The sequence below is a fragment of the Streptomyces sp. NPDC006012 genome (assembly GCF_042871185.1).
GTDB lineage: Bacteria > Actinomycetota > Actinomycetes > Streptomycetales > Streptomycetaceae > Streptomyces.
This window is the reverse complement of the sequence record NZ_JBIAIE010000011.1, coordinates 47,719-63,326: the sequence shown is the minus strand read 5'-3', so window position 1 is coordinate 63,326 and position 15,608 is coordinate 47,719. Positions and strand designations below refer to the sequence as shown.

Genomic DNA, 15,608 nt, shown 5'->3' with positions numbered 1-15,608 from the left:
GCCTCCAGCCCCCGAGGACCGGCGGGCCGCCGGCCCGGGAGCCGTGAAGTTTCACTGCCCCGGCATCGAGAGTGCGGCCAGGTCACGCCGGCACCGCGTGGTTCCGGTGTGGACGAGGTCTGACGCGGGACCGGATCAGCGGATGTCGGCCGGTCGGACGCAGTCGGGGTTGATCAACTCGTGTGCGTACCACGCCAGTTGCCGCAGGCGGCAGGCAACGTCGTAGCCGTGGGCGGCAGCAGGCCGGCCTGGGTCCGACGCTACCGCACCGGCTCCGTCCAGCCCCGGTCCAAGGCTCCGCACCATGACCTGCCGCAGGGCTTGGATCCGGCGGCCGAACGGACAGCGGTGTCAGGCGGGTGTGGGGACCGGGATCGCGTTGGTGTGCACCAGATGCAGCGTCTCGCGTGCGATGTCGCCCACATCGATGGTGCCGCCGCTGTCGACCCACTTCTGCAGGATCACCTCGATGACGTTCATGGTCCCCGCGGCCGCCAGTACGGCGACCATGTCGCCCCCGGTGCTGCCGATCCTGCGCAGGATCTCCCGGGTCAGTTCCTGACGCCAGCGCCAGTTCTGGTTGGCGAGGCCGGCCCGTAGCACGGCGGTCTGGTTGGTGATCTCGTACAGCGCGATCAGCCGTCCGGAGTGGGTCGTGATGGTGTGCTGGACACTGTCGATCACCGCGTAGAGCGCCTGCGGCAGTGGCAGGTCGTCGGGCTGTTCGAGGAACACCGCCAGCGCCGTGTTCAGGCCCTCCTCCACGAAGTTGATGACCAGTGATTCCTTCGTCGGGTAGTACCGGTAGAGCGTGCGGGTGCCGACTTCGGCCGCGGCGGCGATCTGCTCGACCGTCGTGTTGTCGTAGCCCTGGTTGACGAACAGCTCGAACGCCTTGTCCGCGATGAACTGCCGGGTGCGTTCCATCTTGGTTTCGCGCAGTCCCATGTCCCCCACCTCCGCCCGCGACGACCGCGGCGATCGTAGCACTGTCAGATGGCAGTCACTGCCACCTGACAGTGGCGTGAATGTTTCCTTGCGGCAGTGCCTGCCTCATGGCAGGTTTGGCCGCATGGCAATCACTGCCACTTTCAGCCGAGGAGCTGGGCACCATGAGTGAGACGACCACCGACATTCCCGCTGCCGTGGGCAGCTTCCCGGTCACGCGGGACGGGACGTGCCCGTTCGACCCGCCCGCCGCGTACGCCGAACTGCGCAGCCAGGACGGGCCCATGGATCTGCTCTCCTGCCCAGCGGGGATCGACGCCCAGGTCGTCAGCAAATACGACGACGTGCGGTCGGCGCTGATCAACCCCAAGCTCAGTTCGCACGCCGCCCCGTCCACACATGTGGTGGCCGGCGGCGACGTCGACAGGCCGCTGGTTCCCGGCTCGATCCTGCACATGGACGGTACGGAGCACGCGAGGCTGCGCAGGCTGCTGACGCCGGAGTTCACCGTCAAGCGCGTCGAGGCCATGCGCCCCTACATTCGGCGTCTGATCGACGAGCACATCGACGTGATGCTGGCCAGTACCGGACCGGTCGACCTGTATCACGCCTTCGCGCTGCCCATCCCCTCGATGGTGATCTGCGAGTTGCTGGGAGTCGCCTACGGCGACCGGGACCGGTTCCAGCGGCAGACCGGCGTGATGCTCTCCGTGGACCGCGACCCGGCCGAGTTGGAGCAGGCCAACGCCGAGGTCATGCAGTTCATGGAGCAACTGGTGACGGCCAAGGCGGCCGAACCCGCCGACGACCTGCTGGGCAGGCTGATCGTGCGGGCCAGGAAGTCCGGCCAGGAACTGAGCATCGAGGAACTGACCACGCTGAGCATCTCGCTGCTGGTCGCCGGGCACGAGACGACCGCGAACATGATCGGACTGAGCACGCTGGCCCTGCTGCGCCGGCCCGACCAACTCGAAGCGCTGCGGGCGGATCCGGGACTGGCGGGCACCGCCGTCAACGAGATGCTGCGCTACATCTCGCCCGTGCAGTTCGGGCTGCTGCGCCACGCCACCGAGGACGCGCAGGTCGGTGACGGGACACTCAAGGCCGGGGAGTGGCTGGTTGCTTCTCTGGCCTCGGGCAACCGGGACGAGTCGGTGTTCCCCGACCCCGACCGGATCGACCTCAGGCGCCACGCCACCGCGCACCTGGCCTTCGGCTACGGCATCCACCAGTGCCTCGGCCAGCAGCTGGCCAGGGTCGAACTGCAGGAGGTGTTCGCCCGGCTGTACCAGCGGATCCCCACGCTACGGCTGGCCGTGCCGTTCGAGGACATCCGGTTCAAGGACAACGCGCTGGTCTACGGCGTGCGCGCGTTGCCGGTCACCTGGGACAAGTCGGATGTCGTGGAGGGCGGCGCATGATGCGGGTCAGTATCGACGTGGAGGTGTGTGTCGGGGCCGGGCAGTGTGTGCTGGCCGCCCCGGACGTCTTCGATCAGCGTGACGAGGACGGCATGGTGGTCCTGTTGCTGGAGAATCCGCCCGCCTCCTTGGCAGAGGCCGCGAAGCAGGCCGCGCTGCTCTGCCCGGCGCTGGCCATCCGGACATCGGACGAGTAGGTGTCCGTGGACAAGATCGTCATCGTGGGCGCCTCGGCGGCCGGTCTGACCGCCGCCGAGGCCCTGCGCCGAGAGGGCTACGCCGGGCAGCTCGTCCTGGTCGGCGACGAACAGCAACTCCCCTACGACCGGCCGCCGCTGTCCAAGCAGGTGCTGGCGGGCACGTGGGACCAGGGCAGGACCCAACTCCGCCCGGACACCGTCTACCGCGACCAGAACATCGAGTTGCGGCTGGACACCCGGGCGATCGGAGCGGACCTGGACAGTCGCACGGTGGCCCTGACCGGCGGGGAGCATCTCGGCTTCGACCGCCTGGTCATCGCCACCGGGGTGACCCCGCGCAGGCTGCCGTTCGGCCATGACCTGGCCGGTGTGCACGTGCTGCGCACCCTCGACGACACCCTGGCGCTGCGCGCCGACCTGCTGCGCGCGTCCTCGCTGGTGGTCGTCGGCGCCGGGTTCCTCGGCTCCGAGGCCGCTGCCTCGGCCCGCCGGCTGGGGCTGGACGTGACACTGGTCGATCCGCTGCCGCTGCCCCTGGTCCGCCAGTTCGGCGACCGCATCGGCCAACTGGTCGCCGATCTGCACCAGGAGAACGGGGTGCGGGTGCGTACCGGCGTCGGAGTGGCCGCGCTGCTCGGCGAGGACAAGGTGTCCGGAGTCGAGCTCACCGACGGCACGGTGGTGCCCACCGAGGCGGTGCTGGTGGCGATCGGCTCGACGCCGGCGACCGACTGGCTGACCGGCAGCGGGATCCCGCTGGCGGACGGCGTGCTGTGCGACGCCACCTGCCAGGCCGTCGAGGGCGTGTACGCGGCGGGCGACGTGGCCCGCTGGTTCAATCCGCACTTCGGCACACGGATGCGGGTCGAGCACCGGATGAACGCCACCGAGCAGGGCATCGCGGTGGCCCGCAACCTGCTCGGCGCGAACGCCCCGTTCGCGCCGGTGCCGTACTTCTGGACCGACCAGTTCGACGCGAGGATCCAGGCGTACGGCATCTTCCCGGCGGGCGGTGAGATGGTGATCGCGCACGGTGAACCGGCTGACCGGCAGTTCGTGGCGCACCACCGCGTGCAGGAGCGGATCACCGGGGTACTGGGGTGGAACATGGCCCGGCAACTGCGCCAAGACCGGCTCCTGATCACGGCACGGGACGACGGCCCTGCCGGAGACCGTCCACTCCGTGATCTTTGACCTATGGCCTTTGACCTTTGGCCTCTGACCGTTGAACGGCAGGACGGCGACACCTGGCAGGCAGGCCATGCGGCCGTTGGAGGAGTTGGTGAGCGGGCCCGGCGGCGTCCAGCTCACCGTGGCCGACGGCCGATGGGACCCCCGGGTCACCGCGGCGTTGGTGCTCCTCCTCGACAGCCACAGCGGCCCCTTCGACGGCTCCTGGGACGACGGTCTGCGGGACTGCCCCACCCCCCAGGTCCGGTCGCGCTGCCGACGGGCGCCGCGGAGCGGCCCCTGCCGCCGTGCCCCGCGCACGTCCGGTCTTGACGGCAAGTGTGCGTCAGGTGACTGCTTCCGCGGCCGGCCCGCCCTCATTCCAGGTGGCCGGCCCTCGCGGTTGCGCCCTCGATGAGGTCGCGGAGCTGGGAGCGGGCGGTGATGCCCAGCTTGGGAAAGCTGCGGTAGAGGTGCGAGCCGACCGTGCGCGGAGAGAGAAAGAGCTTCTCGCCGATCTCACGGTTGGTCAGTCCACGGGCGGCGAGCTGGATGATCTGCTGCTGTTGCGGGGAGAGTTCGGCGAGCGCGTCGGGAGCCGTGTCCGTGACGCCGAGGCCGGCGGCGCGCGATTCGGCCCGGGCACGTTCGATCCACGGGCGTGCGCCCAGGCGGCGGAAGGTCTCCAGGGCCTCGGTGAGCGGCGCCCGCGCCTCGGCGATGCGCCGCCGGCGCCGCAGCCGTTCGGCGAGGTCGAGGAGGGTCTGGGCGCGTTCGAAGGGCCAGTGCTCAAGGACCGGGTCGGCCAGGGCGGACCGGAAGTGCTGCTCGGCGTCCTCCGGGTCGGCCAGCAGGCCCCGGGCTCGGCTGATCAGCGCACGCAGCCGGGGTGAGGCGTTCTGTGCGAGCGTGCGTGCGCAGCGCTCGCCGATCGTGGCGGCCTCCTCGCGACGGCCGCAGCGGACAGCGGCGGCGGCCAGATCCGCGAGGGCCGGGTAGGAGGCGTGGTAGTGCACGGGCCCGCCGTCCGCCGTGAAGGCCATGCGGAGGTGTTCGTACGCGGTCTCGTACGCGCCTTCCGCGGCTGCCGCGGCACCGAGCGCACGACGGGCATAGACCTGGACCGAGCGGCTCTCCAGCGGATCGATCAGGGCGAACGCCTCCTCGGCCCGGGCCCGGGCCGCAGTCGCGTCACCCCGGTAGGCCAGCAGGGTGGCATCCACGGTGGCCGCACAGGCCACGGCGTGGTCGAGGCCCGCCGCCCGGCCGACCGCGATGACGCGAGCGCAGGCGTCACGGGCCTGGTCCCATCGTCCTCGTTCCACATAGGCCCAGGCGACCGCGCCGCCCAGCCCCTCCGGCAGGGTTCCCCGCGCCGCCCAGCGGTCGAAGGCCTCGTCGAAGGCGTGGACGGCCCGCGGGGTCTCGTCCAGCAGCCACGCCATGATCCCGACGGTGGTGAGCAGTTCCGGCCGGGCTTGCGCATCGGAGACCGACCGGGGAAGCAGGGAAAGGAATTCGGCCCGGTCGCGGAACGGGTCGGACACGGCCCTCACCCAGGTGCGCAGGCCGACCGTCGAGGTGTCCTCGGGAAGGCGCCCCAGGATGTCCTGGACGCGGCGGTGCTGGGTGTCCTCGCCGGAGTAGAAGCGGACCACGGCCGCGCAGGCCAGGAGGTCCAGCGCGGCGGCGGGCCGGACGACCGCCAACTCCTCGGCGGCGTCGGCCAGCCGGGCGAAGACCACGGTGTGGCGCACGGTCAGGACCGCCAGCCGTCCGGCCTGCACGGCGGCGGACGCCAGCAGCGAGGTGTCATCCGTGCGCGCACGTGCCGCGGCGGTCAGTTCCTCGACCCAGGCGAGGTCTCCGGTGAGCACGGCCGCCGCGGCGGACTCGACCAGCAGCCGTGCGCTGTCTTCGCGTCGCGGCGCGAGTTCCGCCGCGCGCTGGAGTGCCTTGGCCGCGGCCGCATGGCCGCCGCGGCGGCGGGCCCGGGCGGCGGTCCGCTCCAGCTCCGCCGACACGGCCGCGTCCGGGCCCGGGCAGGCGGCGGCCAGGTGCCAGGCACGCCGGTCCGGTTCGTCCCGCAGCAGTTCGGCGAGCGTGAGGTGAGCTTCGCGGCGCGCCTCGAAGGGCGCGGAGTGATACACGGCGGACCTGATCAGCGGGTGGCGGAACCGGAGGTCCCGGCCGGTCCGCCGGACCAGCCCGGCCTGCTCGGCGGGCCGCCAGGGGTCGTCGTCGGCGTTCCCGGCGTTCCCGGAACTGTCGAGGATCTCCGGGCTGCCGGGGCTCTCGGCGTACGCGGGCCCGGCCGGGACCGCGATCGGGGAGTCGACGCTGTCCATGGCGGCCAGGAGCAGCAGGGCCGAAGCCGTGGCGGCGGGGAGGCCGTGCAGGCGGGCGGCGAAGATCCGCTCCAGATGGTCGGTGAGGGGCAGCGGACCTTCGGACGGCCACGTGGCAGCGTCGTCAGCGGTGACCGCTCTCGTCAGTTCCACCAGCGCCAGGGGGTTACCGCCTGCCTGGTCGAGGATCCGCGCCCGGGCACGGCCGGTGGGGGGCTTCGGCTGCCGGTCCAGCAGCAAGCCGGCCGCGGCGTCGTCGAGCGGTCCCAGGGTGAGCGTGGGCACCTGCCGGTCGAATCCCGGGAGGTGAGCGCCGGTACGGGCGGCGATCAGCATCGTGATCGGTTCGCCCTCCAGCCGTCTGGCGGCGAAGGACAGCGCGTCCAGGGAAGCACGGTCGGACCACTGCGCGTCGTCCAGCACCACGAGCACGGGATGCCGGTCGCCCAGGGCCGACAGCAGACTCAGGACGGCGACCCCGATCAGCATGAGGTCGGGTGCGCTCGCCTGCTGTGGGGCGGCCGGTCCCGTGCCGAAGGCGGCGCGCAGGGCTGCCCGCTGCCGCTCCGGCAACCCCTCCACCTCGGCCGGCAGCCGACGCAGCAACTGATGCAGCGCGGAGTACGCGAGGCTCGACTCCGATTCGCTGCCCTCCGCGCGCAGGACGCGAGCACCGCCGGCCGCAGCCCGACGCACCGCACCGTCCAGCAGCGCGCTCTTGCCCGTCCCCGTGCCGCCGACCAGCATCACCACCCGGTCGGCCGACGCCGGGTCCACCGCGCGAATGAGGCTCGCCAGCTCCGCGTCCCGGCCGACGAGCGGCTCCCCCGGATCCGGTGCCGGGACCGGGCCGAGGTTGCCTGCCTGCTCGTCCAACGGGGTCTCCAGGAGGTGTGGTTCTTCGAACGGGAGCCGTCCGCCCTGCCCAGCCAGGCTACAAGCGGCCGGGTGCGGTGCCCGGAGCGCGCGCGGGTGCAGTCACGTTACGGATACCGCGCTCACCAGAGCCGCTCGTACGGTTCAGGAAATCCTCCGCATTCCCAAGGACGCGCCATGGACCACATCACGCTCGGCAATATCAGCATCATCCGGGTGTGGGAATACTTCGGCTCCGTCGACATGACACCCGACACCTTCTTCCCGGAAAGCCCGAAGCACGTGTGGGACGACGGCGCCTCCTGGCTGACCCCGCATTTCCTCGACGCCGAGACCAACTTCGTGAATTCCGCGATCCAGACGTGGCTGCTGCGCAGCGAGGGCAGGACCATCCTCGTCGACACCGGCGTCGGCAACCACAAGGAGCGCCCGTACGCACCTGTCTGGAGCCACCTCAAGACGGATTTCCTGACGAATCTTGCCCGGGCCGGTGTCCAGCCCGAGGACGTGGACATAGTGATCAACACACATCTCCATGTCGATCACGTCGGCTGGAACACCTATCTGGACGACCGGCAATGGGTGCCCACTTTCCCCAACGCCACCTATCTGATGCCGAAGGACGACTTCGACTTCTGGAACCCGGACAACGGCCGCCAACCGCTGCTCGGCCGCGGCAACCAGAACGTCTTCGAGGACAGCGTGGCCCCCGTGCACCGGACCGGCCGGGCACTGCTGTGGGAGAACAGCCACCGGATCGACGCCGGCCTGCGCCTGGACGCGGCTCCCGGACACACCCCCGGCTCCTGCGTACTGACCCTCACGTCCGGGGCGGACCGCGCCGTGTTCGTCGGCGACCTGCTGCACAGCCCGGTGCAGATCCTCGAACCCGACGCCAACAGCTGCTTCTGCGAGGACCCCGCCGGCGCCCGTGCCACCCGCCGCAAGGTGCTGGGCTGGGCCGCCGACAACAACGCACTCGTGATCCCCGCGCACCTGGGCGGCCACGGCGCAGCCGAAGTGGTGCGCGAGGGAAGCAAGTTCGCCGTCAAGGGCTGGGCGCCCTTCGCCCCGTACACCGAGCAGGTCTGAGGCCCGCGGAAGGACACGAGACATGAGCAGCCACTCCGGCCCCGTCGTGACCACGGCGCAGGGAGCCGTCCGCGGCCTGCGCCAGGGCGACACCACCGCCTTCCTGAACATCCCCTACGCTGCCCCGCCCCGGGGTGCCACCCGGTTCGCGCCGCCGCGTCCGCACCGGCCGTGGGACGGCGTACGGGACGCCACCGCGCCAGGACCCACCGCGCCGCAGGCCGAACGCAAACTCGGCAGCATCGACATGTCCCCCTACTTCGGCGCCGGTTGGAGCCGCGGCGAGGACCACCTCACGGTCAACCTCTGGACGCCCGCGGCCCCCGAGGCCGGCCTGCCCGTCATGGTGTTCGTCCACGGCGGCGGATTCGTCGCCGGATCGACGCGGTCCGCGCTGTACGACGGCTCCGCCTTCGCCCGCGACGGCGTCGTCCTCGTCACCCTCAACTACCGGCTCGGCATCGCCGGCTTCCTCGACCTCCCCGGCGCCCCCGCCAACCGCGGCCTGCTCGACGTCGTCGCCGCGCTGCGCTGGGTCCGGGAGAACGTCGCGGCCTTCGGCGGTGATCCGCACAACGTCACCCTCTTCGGCCAGTCGGCCGGGGCGACCCTCGTCTGCGGCGTCCTCGCCACCCCCGACGCCGCGGGCCTCTTTCGCCGGGCGGTCGTCCAAAGCGGCAGCGGCCTGGGCGCGTTCACCACCGAGCAGGCCGCCCGCGTCACCCGCGCGGCGGCCGGGATCCTGGGCGTCGAACCCCACGCCGGCGCCTTCGCGGAGATCTCCGACGAACGCCTGGTGGCGGTCGCCTCCCGGCTCGCGGGCATCGACCTGCAGACCGCCACCCACCACGACCCGCTGATCGGCCTCAGCCCCTTCAGCCTGGTCCTCGGCACCCAGCCCGCCCACTCCGTCGCCGCCGACCTCGGCGCCGATGCCGACCTGCTCATCGGGGCCAATACCGAGGAGGGGAACCTCTACCTGGTCCCCGTGGACCAGTACGCCACCTCGACCGCCGAGGACGTCGACTACACGGCGGCGCGCTCGCACCCGGATCCGGCACGCCTCGTCGAGACCTACCGCAGAACACGCCCCGGGGCGTCCTTCGGCGCGCTGCGCTCCGCCATCATGGGCGACGCGCTGTTCGGCGCGGGCAGCTGGGCCCTGGCCGACGCCCATGCCGCGCATCCCCGGTCCGCCACCTACGCCTACGAGTTCGCCTGGCGCTCCCACGCCCTGGACGGGAAACTCAGTGCCACCCACGCGGTCGAGCTGCCCTTCGTCTTCGACCTCGCGCACCGACCCCGGCTCCATGGCCCCGCGGCCTTGCTCGGCCCGGACAAGCCGCCCGCCGATCTTGCCGCCCGGATGCACGGGACCTGGGTCCGGTTCGCCAGGACCGGCGACCCGGGCTGGGACCCGTACGACACCGAGCGCCGGGCCACCATGCGCATCGACGCCGAGTGGACCCAGGAGGACGACCCCCGCAGCCAGGAACGACAGGCATGGAACTGACCCTCGTACGCGGCCACCCCTCGTGGACAGAGTTGTTGATCCCGACGTTGCGGCTGCTGGCTTCGTTCACATGAAGAGCAGCGTTTGACCAGCGGGTTGGTGTCCTGTCTCAATGAAGTTAGTCGTCCGCATGACGGTGACCTGCGTGGACTGAGTTGGATGAGACAGATCGACCCGGTTCGCCGAGACGAAAGGCCGGAGCCGACCCGTGCGGACTCACAGGACATCTCAGTGGGGCCACACTCACGCCCCACGACGGGATCAGACGGTGAGGACGAGCTTGCCCTGGAGGTGACCGCCGTCGAGCAGCCGATGCGCGTCGGCGACGCGCTCGAACGGGAACGTCTCCTGCACGTGGATCCGGAGCCTGCCCTGTTCGACCAGATCGACGAGACCTCGCAGGGCGACCGGATCGGGGTCGACCGCGATACCGCTGAAGCGCATGCCGGCCGCCTCATACTTGGCGGCGAGCACAGAATCCTCCTCGGCGACCGCCGTCACCAGGTGACCGCCTGGACGGAGCACTTCGAGCGACCGCTCGACGGTGTTACCGCCGATCGTGTCGAGCACGACGTCGACGTCGCGGACCGCCTCGGTGAAGTCGACCGCCGTGTAGTCGATCACCTCGTCGGCGCCGAAGCCCTCGACGAAGTTCCGCTTGCTCCCGCTGGCGGTGGCGATCACGTGCGCGCCGAGCGCTTTCGCGATCTGGATCGCGACGTGGCCGACCCCGCCACCACCGCCGTGGACCAGGACACGGTCACCCTCGCTCACGCCGCCGAGGTCGACGAGGCCCTGCCACGCCGTCAGCCCGACGATGGGCAGCGCCGACGCCTCGACGTGCGAGAGCGACTCCGGCTTGCGTGTCAGGTGCAACGCGGGCGCCGACACCAGCTCGGCGTACGCCCCTGCCGCCCGCGGGAACAGCGGCATCCCGAACACCTCGTCACCGGGCCTCAACCGCCACGTCCCCGGCGCCTGTTCGACCACGCCGCTGATGTCCCAGCCGAGGATGAACGGTGGCCGGCCGATCAGCGGGAACTCGCCGGCGCGCAGGCGCGCCTCCAGCGGGTTCAGCCCGATCGCCTTGACACGGACGAGAACCTCGGTCGGAAGGGGCTGGGGCTCGGGCGCGTCCACGATGGTGAGCACCTCGGGACCGCCGAACGTCTGCTGGGTGATGACTCGCATGACTCTCCTGACTTTGGAGGGGGAGAGAACCCAGGCTATGAATCTGATAGGAACCAGCAGGTACCTGCGGCGCAGGTACCTTTGGCGCATGAGCGGTTTCCGTCCCGGTGATCCCTTTCTCGCCGACTGTCCGGCGCGTCTGGCGGTCGAGCTGATCGCCGACAAGTGGACGGTGGTCGTGCTCTACGGCCTCAGCAAGGGCCCCGTGCGCCACGGCGAGCTGATCGAGCTGATCGGCGGCATCTCCCGCAAGATGCTCACTCAGACGCTCCGACGGCTCAAGGCGCACGGACTCATCCGCCGCCACGTCTACGCCGAGGCGCCGCCCCGCGTCGAGTACGAGCTCACCTCGCTCGGGGCGACGCTGATCGATCCGATCCACATGCTGACCGAGTGGGCGAGGGCGAACGGCGACGCAGTGCTCGACGCGCTCGACGCCGGCTCCGAGCCGGTCGCCCATAGCGACTGAGACCCCTGCCAGGGGCGGCCCCTTCAGATCCACCCCAGCCGGTACAGCCATCCAGCACCCGCAGCGCGCTCAGCCGCGCGACCAGGTTCACTGAGGCAGAAAGACGAACGACTCGGTTCGTTGAAAAGATGACTCCCCTTGAGTGAGACGGGACAGTCGGGCAGCAGCTGGCGATCTTGAGTGCTGCGGATGCGCACGAGAAATGACGTCACCGTGCTGCGGTGCCACCGGAGTACGGAAACGGCTGACCGCGCTCTTGATCACCGGTCGTTGGACTCCCGGGGCTCGGGTGGTGTCGGTGGACGGGAAGGTCAAAGCATGGACGATGACCGCTGGGCCAGGTGGCCTGAGCCATGGGCAGGCACGGATGCCGACATACGGACGGTCATGGGCGCGATCCCCTGCTCCGGATCGCGACTACCGGGTTTCCCGGGCTCCGGGCGAGCATCCTTCGCCTGGTCGCCGGGATCGGACGATGCCAGCACTTCGGGGACGGAACTCGCCAAGGCCTTCTCCAAGTCGCCGGGGATCCGCTGGAGGCGGACGGCACCACGCTGTGTCCGACGAACTGGACGATTCAGGCTGCTCGCGATGCCATCACGGACGATCTGCACCTCCTGTTCCCTCTCCTCCCCGACCCCGACCCCGATCCCAATGTCCGCTCCGCGACCGCCTTCGTCCTGGCGGCAGCGATCAGCGAGATTCCTCGTGTCTCCTCAACCCTGCACCGCAGACTGGCGGTGGAAGACGATCCGGTGGTCCGTGTGAGCTTGATCCTGGCGATCGGCCAGCTCGCCCGCGAACACCAGGATGAACACGCTCCGGCGTGGGCCCGGGAGCTGTGGTCGGATCCCGGCCGATCGCCCGAGATCCGCATCGGCGCCAGCCTCGCCTGGCTGTGCCTGGTCGGCGACACCGTCCCCGACGAGCTCCGAACCCTGCTGACCGACCCGAGTACCGACCAATACATCGACCTGTTCCAGCGGGTGCCGTGGCTCGGACCGGTCGACTCCGACAACGGGCTGCGCCGCTGCGTCCACGAAATGCTCACGCCGGATGTCCCCTGGCACAGCGTTTGATGGACCTCCGCGAGAAGGGCTGAGGTCCATCACGGCGGAGGGCCATCACGTTGGGGCTTTCAGCAGTCATCTGGCCTTCGCCGGTTCCTCGTCCCGCGACCGCGTCGCGGCGAGGCGGTAGGAGTCGGTGCCGGTTGCGATGATGGTGCCGTTGAAGGTGAGGCGGTCGACAATGACCGCGCAGAGGCGGGCATCGGTAAAGGTCATGGTCCTGCCGGAGAAGGACTCGTTGGAGGCGATGGCCACGTTGTTCTTCTCCTCATGTTCGGTCAGGACCTGGAAGAGGAGTTCGGCTCCGCGACGGTCGAGTTCCACGTAGCCGAGTTCTGACGGCTGCCCTCATGCCGCGCCCTCGCGCCCCGCCCCGCATCCGCTCCGACCGCTCGCTGGCCCGTCGCAGCGCTCCACGCCGCCAGCGTTCCCCACGGACCTTCAGTTCCCGGGCGACCGGCTGCGGCATAGGCCGTCCCAGCGGCCAGTCCACGACCTCCGCTGCCACAGCGTGGAGCTTGATGTTCAACGACTGGGGCACCTCCAGCAGCACCTCCCAACCGTCCGGAGGCAGCACCTGCCACACCGCGACCAGCACCCCGATCGCCTGGCCGAGTGCAACCCTGCAGGAGGGCGCCTATCTGAGTCACGCCGTTGTTGCGGTGAGGAACTGTGTCTGGATCTGGATTGGCTGGTCGGCCATGGGCAGTTCGAAGTGGCTGACGGCAGTCACCTCGTTGATGTCGCTGACCTGCCAGCCATGCTGCTTGAACTGGGCCAGCCAGGCATCGCGGTCCTTGATGGTGTGCAGGGGGCCCGCGCCGCCGAACATGACCTTGTCCACGTGCGAGGTGACGAGCGCAGAGTCGAGGCCGGCGGGGTGCACCTCGGCGGTGATGGCCAGAGTGCTGCCCTTCGCCGCGCGGCTGGAGACACCGGCCAGCAGCCGTTCCACGTCGCCCGGTTGCAGGAACAGGACGAGGTGTTCGCCGATGAAGAGGGTCGGCTGCTGGGCGTCGTGCCCAGCGCCGGCCAGGACGTCGGCGACGTCGTCCGTCGCAAAGTTCACCGCGGCCAGGGTGACGCAAGAGATGTCGGTGTCCAGGGCTTCGAGGCGCCGCGCCTTGTCGGTGATGAGGTCCGGCAGGTCCAGGTCGAAGAACTGCACGCCGGAACCCCTGAACCGCAGTGCGCGGTCGTCGTAGCCGGCGCCGAGGTTGACGACCTGGCGGGTGCCGGCCGCGATGGCGTCCAGCAGGAGGCGGTCGAAGTACGGGGCACGGGGAGCCAGCAGGCCCAGGGACAGGGATATGTCGCTGGGCTCGCCGCTCAAGTCGATGGCCTGCAGTCCCTGAACGAGTGCACGTCCCGCCGCAGGGTCGCCCTCGTCGGTGTACGGGCGGTCGAACTCGACGCGTCCGAGGGCGCACACCTCACGGATCATGGTCAGTGTCTTTTCTGCTTGCGTCGTCATGATGACGCTCCATTCCTTGTCCCGCGCGCTCGTCCGGGCAGGGCCGAGGGCGCGTCGGCCTCTTGCCGACACGGTGGGTGATGGGGTGTGGTGCCGGCGGCTTCGACGGCGGGTCAGGACTTGTCGAGCCGCGGCAGATCAGCGGTGATCTTGTCGAGGAGTGTCTGAAGGGTGGCTCGCTCCGCTGGGGTGAGCGGCGCGAGGATCGACTCGTCCACGGCGATCATCGCCTCCTCACGGCCAGAGATGAGCTCGATGCCGTCGCTCGTGGCGAAGACCCGCTTGCTGCGTTCGTCGCCCCCTTCGAAACGGCGCTCGACCAGACCTCGCGCTTCGAGGCCACGCAGGACCCCGGAGACATTCGCGGCAGTCGTCCGCGTGACCTGTGCAATGTCGCGCTGGATGGCCCCGGGATGGTCAGCGAGATAATCGAGCACGAATGCCTGCTGCATGCTGAGTTCCCGGGAGCGGACCCACTCCTGCCCTGCCTGCACCTGAGCCCAATTGATCACTTTGAGCTGCTCGAGCGGACCGATAGAAGTGCCTCCAGCTGTGTTCACGCCCCCGACGCTAACCATTAAGGCATTAACAGTCAAGCCGCTAACTGACGCACCTGCAGCCCGTCCTGCATGACGTCGTCGACAGCCCCGCGCAGCCGGACTTGCTTCCAGTCTCTGTTCAACGGACCCAGCCGAGGCCACGCCTGGAACCACTTGTGCGCTGTGCGCGCAACCTGGACAGCGGGAGAAGAACTGGGGCGTCTGCTCAGGAAAGTCTTCCTCCAGCCCACCCGCCGCGGCGCCTCCGCACTCCGTACCCTGCTGAAGGCCCCCTCGGGTCACGTCACGCGTCGGTGCAGGTCGTCGTCGGTGTCCGGCTGTGTGGGCAGGGCCTGGGCGGCGGACACCGGATCCGCTTCGCCGATGTCCTGAGACGTGAGGTCGAGGCCGGAGGGCTCGTCGTCACCGGGACTCTCTGCCGCCCTTCGGGCCTTGCGCCGGTCATGGAGGAGCCCGAAGACAACGGCGGCGAAGAACAGCACCCAGATCGGCGCGGCCAGCGCCAACATCGTCAGCGGGTCCGTGCTCGGCGTCGCTACGGCCGAGAAGACCGTGATCCCCATGATCATGCGGCGCCACCAGCCGAGCATCCGGCGGCCGGACAGCACTCCGGTGAGGTTCAGCATCACCAGCAGCAGCGGCATCTCGAAGGCGAGACCGAAGACGACCACCATGCGGCTGACGAGGTCGAGCAGATCGTCCAGCGGCAGCAGGTTGTCGACGCCGTCCGGGGTGAGGTCGATCAGCACCTTCGCGGTCGTCGGCAGAATCTTGTAGGCGAAAAAGGCACCGCCGAAGAACAGCGGGACACCCGCGCCGACGAACACGTAGGCGTACTTCCGCTCGTGCTTGTGCAGGCCGGGGGCAACGAATGCCCACAGCTGGTACAGCCATACCGGCGAGGCCAGCACGACACCTGCTGTCAGGGACACCTTCAGTGCCAGTGTGAAAGGCGCGAGCAGACCATTGATGGTGATCCGCGCACACGTGGTGTCCGCGCTCTGCTCGGCCAGACGGGCGAAGGACGTCGGGCAGCCGACCGAGTCCAGCACCGGCCCGGTGAAGAAGTTGATGATGCCCTTGTAGGAGAAGGCCGCGACGATCGTGACCACCAGGATGGCAAGGACGGCCTTGGCGAGCCGGTTGCGGAACTCACGGAGGTGCTCCGCGAGCGGCATCCGCCCCTCGGGGTCCTTCTCCTTGTTGCGGGCCGACTGGGACACGAAAGGTCCTCATCTCGTACGGGGATGAACCAGAGTGCGCACGACCGGGCTCG

At 69.9% G+C, this 15,608-nt stretch carries 13 protein-coding genes and 1 pseudogene; 7 read left to right on the top strand and 7 right to left on the bottom strand.

All coding sequences use genetic code 11. The features are described from left to right. Positions 1–351: 351 nt before the first annotated feature. Positions 352–948: a TetR/AcrR family transcriptional regulator gene (locus ACFYPJ_RS20520; RefSeq protein ID WP_389018892.1), complete on the bottom strand. Its 597-nt coding sequence runs from the start codon at positions 946–948 to the stop codon at positions 352–354. Between the two features lie 164 nt (positions 949–1,112). Here ACFYPJ_RS20520 and ACFYPJ_RS20515 point away from each other — a divergent pair, with 164 nt between their 5' ends. From ACFYPJ_RS20515 to ACFYPJ_RS20505, 3 genes are read left to right on the top strand one after another with little or no spacing between them, the layout of a single operon-like run. Next, the gene (locus ACFYPJ_RS20515) at positions 1,113–2,369 is read left to right on the top strand and encodes a cytochrome P450 (RefSeq protein ID WP_389018889.1); all 1,257 of its coding nucleotides are present in this window, start codon (positions 1,113–1,115) and stop codon (positions 2,367–2,369) included. Continuing rightward, on the top strand, positions 2,369–2,566 hold the full coding sequence (locus ACFYPJ_RS20510; protein ID WP_389019173.1) for a ferredoxin: 198 nt from the start codon (positions 2,369–2,371) through the stop codon (positions 2,564–2,566). Before ACFYPJ_RS20515 ends, ACFYPJ_RS20510 begins: the two co-directional genes overlap by 1 nt. A gap of 6 nt (positions 2,567–2,572) precedes the next feature. Beyond that, complete coding sequence (locus ACFYPJ_RS20505) at positions 2,573–3,763, top strand: NAD(P)/FAD-dependent oxidoreductase (protein WP_389018886.1); 1,191 nt, start codon at positions 2,573–2,575, stop codon at positions 3,761–3,763. Positions 3,764–4,116: 353 nt separating this feature from the next. Here the strand turns inward: ACFYPJ_RS20505 and ACFYPJ_RS20500 are convergent, their stop codons facing one another. After that, positions 4,117–6,963, bottom strand: a complete 2,847-nt coding sequence (locus tag ACFYPJ_RS20500) for an AAA family ATPase (protein ID WP_389018883.1) — start codon at positions 6,961–6,963, stop codon at positions 4,117–4,119. Between the two features lie 177 nt (positions 6,964–7,140). Here ACFYPJ_RS20500 and ACFYPJ_RS20495 point away from each other — a divergent pair, with 177 nt between their 5' ends. Both ACFYPJ_RS20495 and ACFYPJ_RS20490 read left to right on the top strand, forming a co-directional pair. After that, entirely contained in the window at positions 7,141–8,055 is a 915-nt protein-coding gene (locus tag ACFYPJ_RS20495; RefSeq protein WP_389018880.1) for an MBL fold metallo-hydrolase, read from the top strand. 22 nt (positions 8,056–8,077) lie between these two features. After that, complete coding sequence (locus ACFYPJ_RS20490) at positions 8,078–9,568, top strand: carboxylesterase/lipase family protein (RefSeq protein WP_389018877.1); 1,491 nt, start codon at positions 8,078–8,080, stop codon at positions 9,566–9,568. A gap of 261 nt (positions 9,569–9,829) precedes the next feature. On the opposite strand, the gene ACFYPJ_RS20485 is transcribed toward ACFYPJ_RS20490, so the two are convergent. Beyond that, a complete protein-coding gene (locus ACFYPJ_RS20485) occupies positions 9,830–10,759 on the bottom strand; it encodes an NADP-dependent oxidoreductase (protein WP_389018874.1) in 930 nt (309 codons plus the stop codon). 88 nt (positions 10,760–10,847) lie between these two features. Here ACFYPJ_RS20485 and ACFYPJ_RS20480 point away from each other — a divergent pair, with 88 nt between their 5' ends. Together ACFYPJ_RS20480 and ACFYPJ_RS20475 are read left to right on the top strand one after the other, a co-directional pair. After that, a complete protein-coding gene (locus ACFYPJ_RS20480) occupies positions 10,848–11,228 on the top strand; it encodes a winged helix-turn-helix transcriptional regulator (protein ID WP_389018871.1) in 381 nt (126 codons plus the stop codon). A gap of 353 nt (positions 11,229–11,581) precedes the next feature. Continuing rightward, positions 11,582–12,307: a hypothetical protein gene (locus ACFYPJ_RS20475; protein ID WP_389018868.1), complete on the top strand. Its 726-nt coding sequence runs from the start codon at positions 11,582–11,584 to the stop codon at positions 12,305–12,307. A gap of 66 nt (positions 12,308–12,373) precedes the next feature. Here the strand turns inward: ACFYPJ_RS20475 and ACFYPJ_RS20470 are convergent. From ACFYPJ_RS20470 to tatC, 4 genes and pseudogenes are all read right to left on the bottom strand, one after another. After that, positions 12,374–12,634, bottom strand: a pseudogene (locus tag ACFYPJ_RS20470) (ATP-binding protein); the annotation flags it as partial. A 310-nt stretch (positions 12,635–12,944) separates the two neighbouring features. Next, positions 12,945–13,772 carry a class I SAM-dependent methyltransferase gene (locus ACFYPJ_RS20465; RefSeq protein WP_389018865.1) on the bottom strand — a complete coding sequence of 276 codons (828 nt, stop codon included), beginning with the start codon at positions 13,770–13,772 and terminating at the stop codon, positions 12,945–12,947. A 113-nt stretch (positions 13,773–13,885) separates the two neighbouring features. Next, positions 13,886–14,332, bottom strand: coding sequence for a MarR family winged helix-turn-helix transcriptional regulator (locus ACFYPJ_RS20460; protein ID WP_389018862.1), 447 nt, complete (start codon positions 14,330–14,332; stop codon positions 13,886–13,888). Between the two features lie 278 nt (positions 14,333–14,610). Next, the gene (tatC, locus tag ACFYPJ_RS20455) at positions 14,611–15,555 is read right to left on the bottom strand and encodes a twin-arginine translocase subunit TatC (RefSeq protein ID WP_389018860.1); all 945 of its coding nucleotides are present in this window, start codon (positions 15,553–15,555) and stop codon (positions 14,611–14,613) included. Positions 15,556–15,608 lie beyond the last annotated feature (53 nt).

What these genes read in the sequence shown, in the direction of transcription:
- ACFYPJ_RS20520 (WP_389018892.1), bottom strand. Translation starts at nt 948, where the DNA reads ATGGGACTGCGCGAAACCAAGATGGAACGCACCCGGCAGTTCATCGCG.
- ACFYPJ_RS20515 (WP_389018889.1), top strand. Translation starts at nt 1,113, where the DNA reads ATGAGTGAGACGACCACCGACATTCCCGCTGCCGTGGGCAGCTTCCCG.
- ACFYPJ_RS20510 (WP_389019173.1), top strand. Translation starts at nt 2,369, where the DNA reads ATGCGGGTCAGTATCGACGTGGAGGTGTGTGTCGGGGCCGGGCAGTGT.
- ACFYPJ_RS20495 (WP_389018880.1), top strand. Translation starts at nt 7,141, where the DNA reads ATGGACCACATCACGCTCGGCAATATCAGCATCATCCGGGTGTGGGAA.
- ACFYPJ_RS20490 (WP_389018877.1), top strand. Translation starts at nt 8,078, where the DNA reads ATGAGCAGCCACTCCGGCCCCGTCGTGACCACGGCGCAGGGAGCCGTC.
- ACFYPJ_RS20485 (WP_389018874.1), bottom strand. Translation starts at nt 10,759, where the DNA reads ATGCGAGTCATCACCCAGCAGACGTTCGGCGGTCCCGAGGTGCTCACC.
- ACFYPJ_RS20480 (WP_389018871.1), top strand. Translation starts at nt 10,848, where the DNA reads ATGAGCGGTTTCCGTCCCGGTGATCCCTTTCTCGCCGACTGTCCGGCG.
- ACFYPJ_RS20475 (WP_389018868.1), top strand. Translation starts at nt 11,582, where the DNA reads ATGGGCAGGCACGGATGCCGACATACGGACGGTCATGGGCGCGATCCC.
- ACFYPJ_RS20465 (WP_389018865.1), bottom strand. Translation starts at nt 13,772, where the DNA reads ATGACGACGCAAGCAGAAAAGACACTGACCATGATCCGTGAGGTGTGC.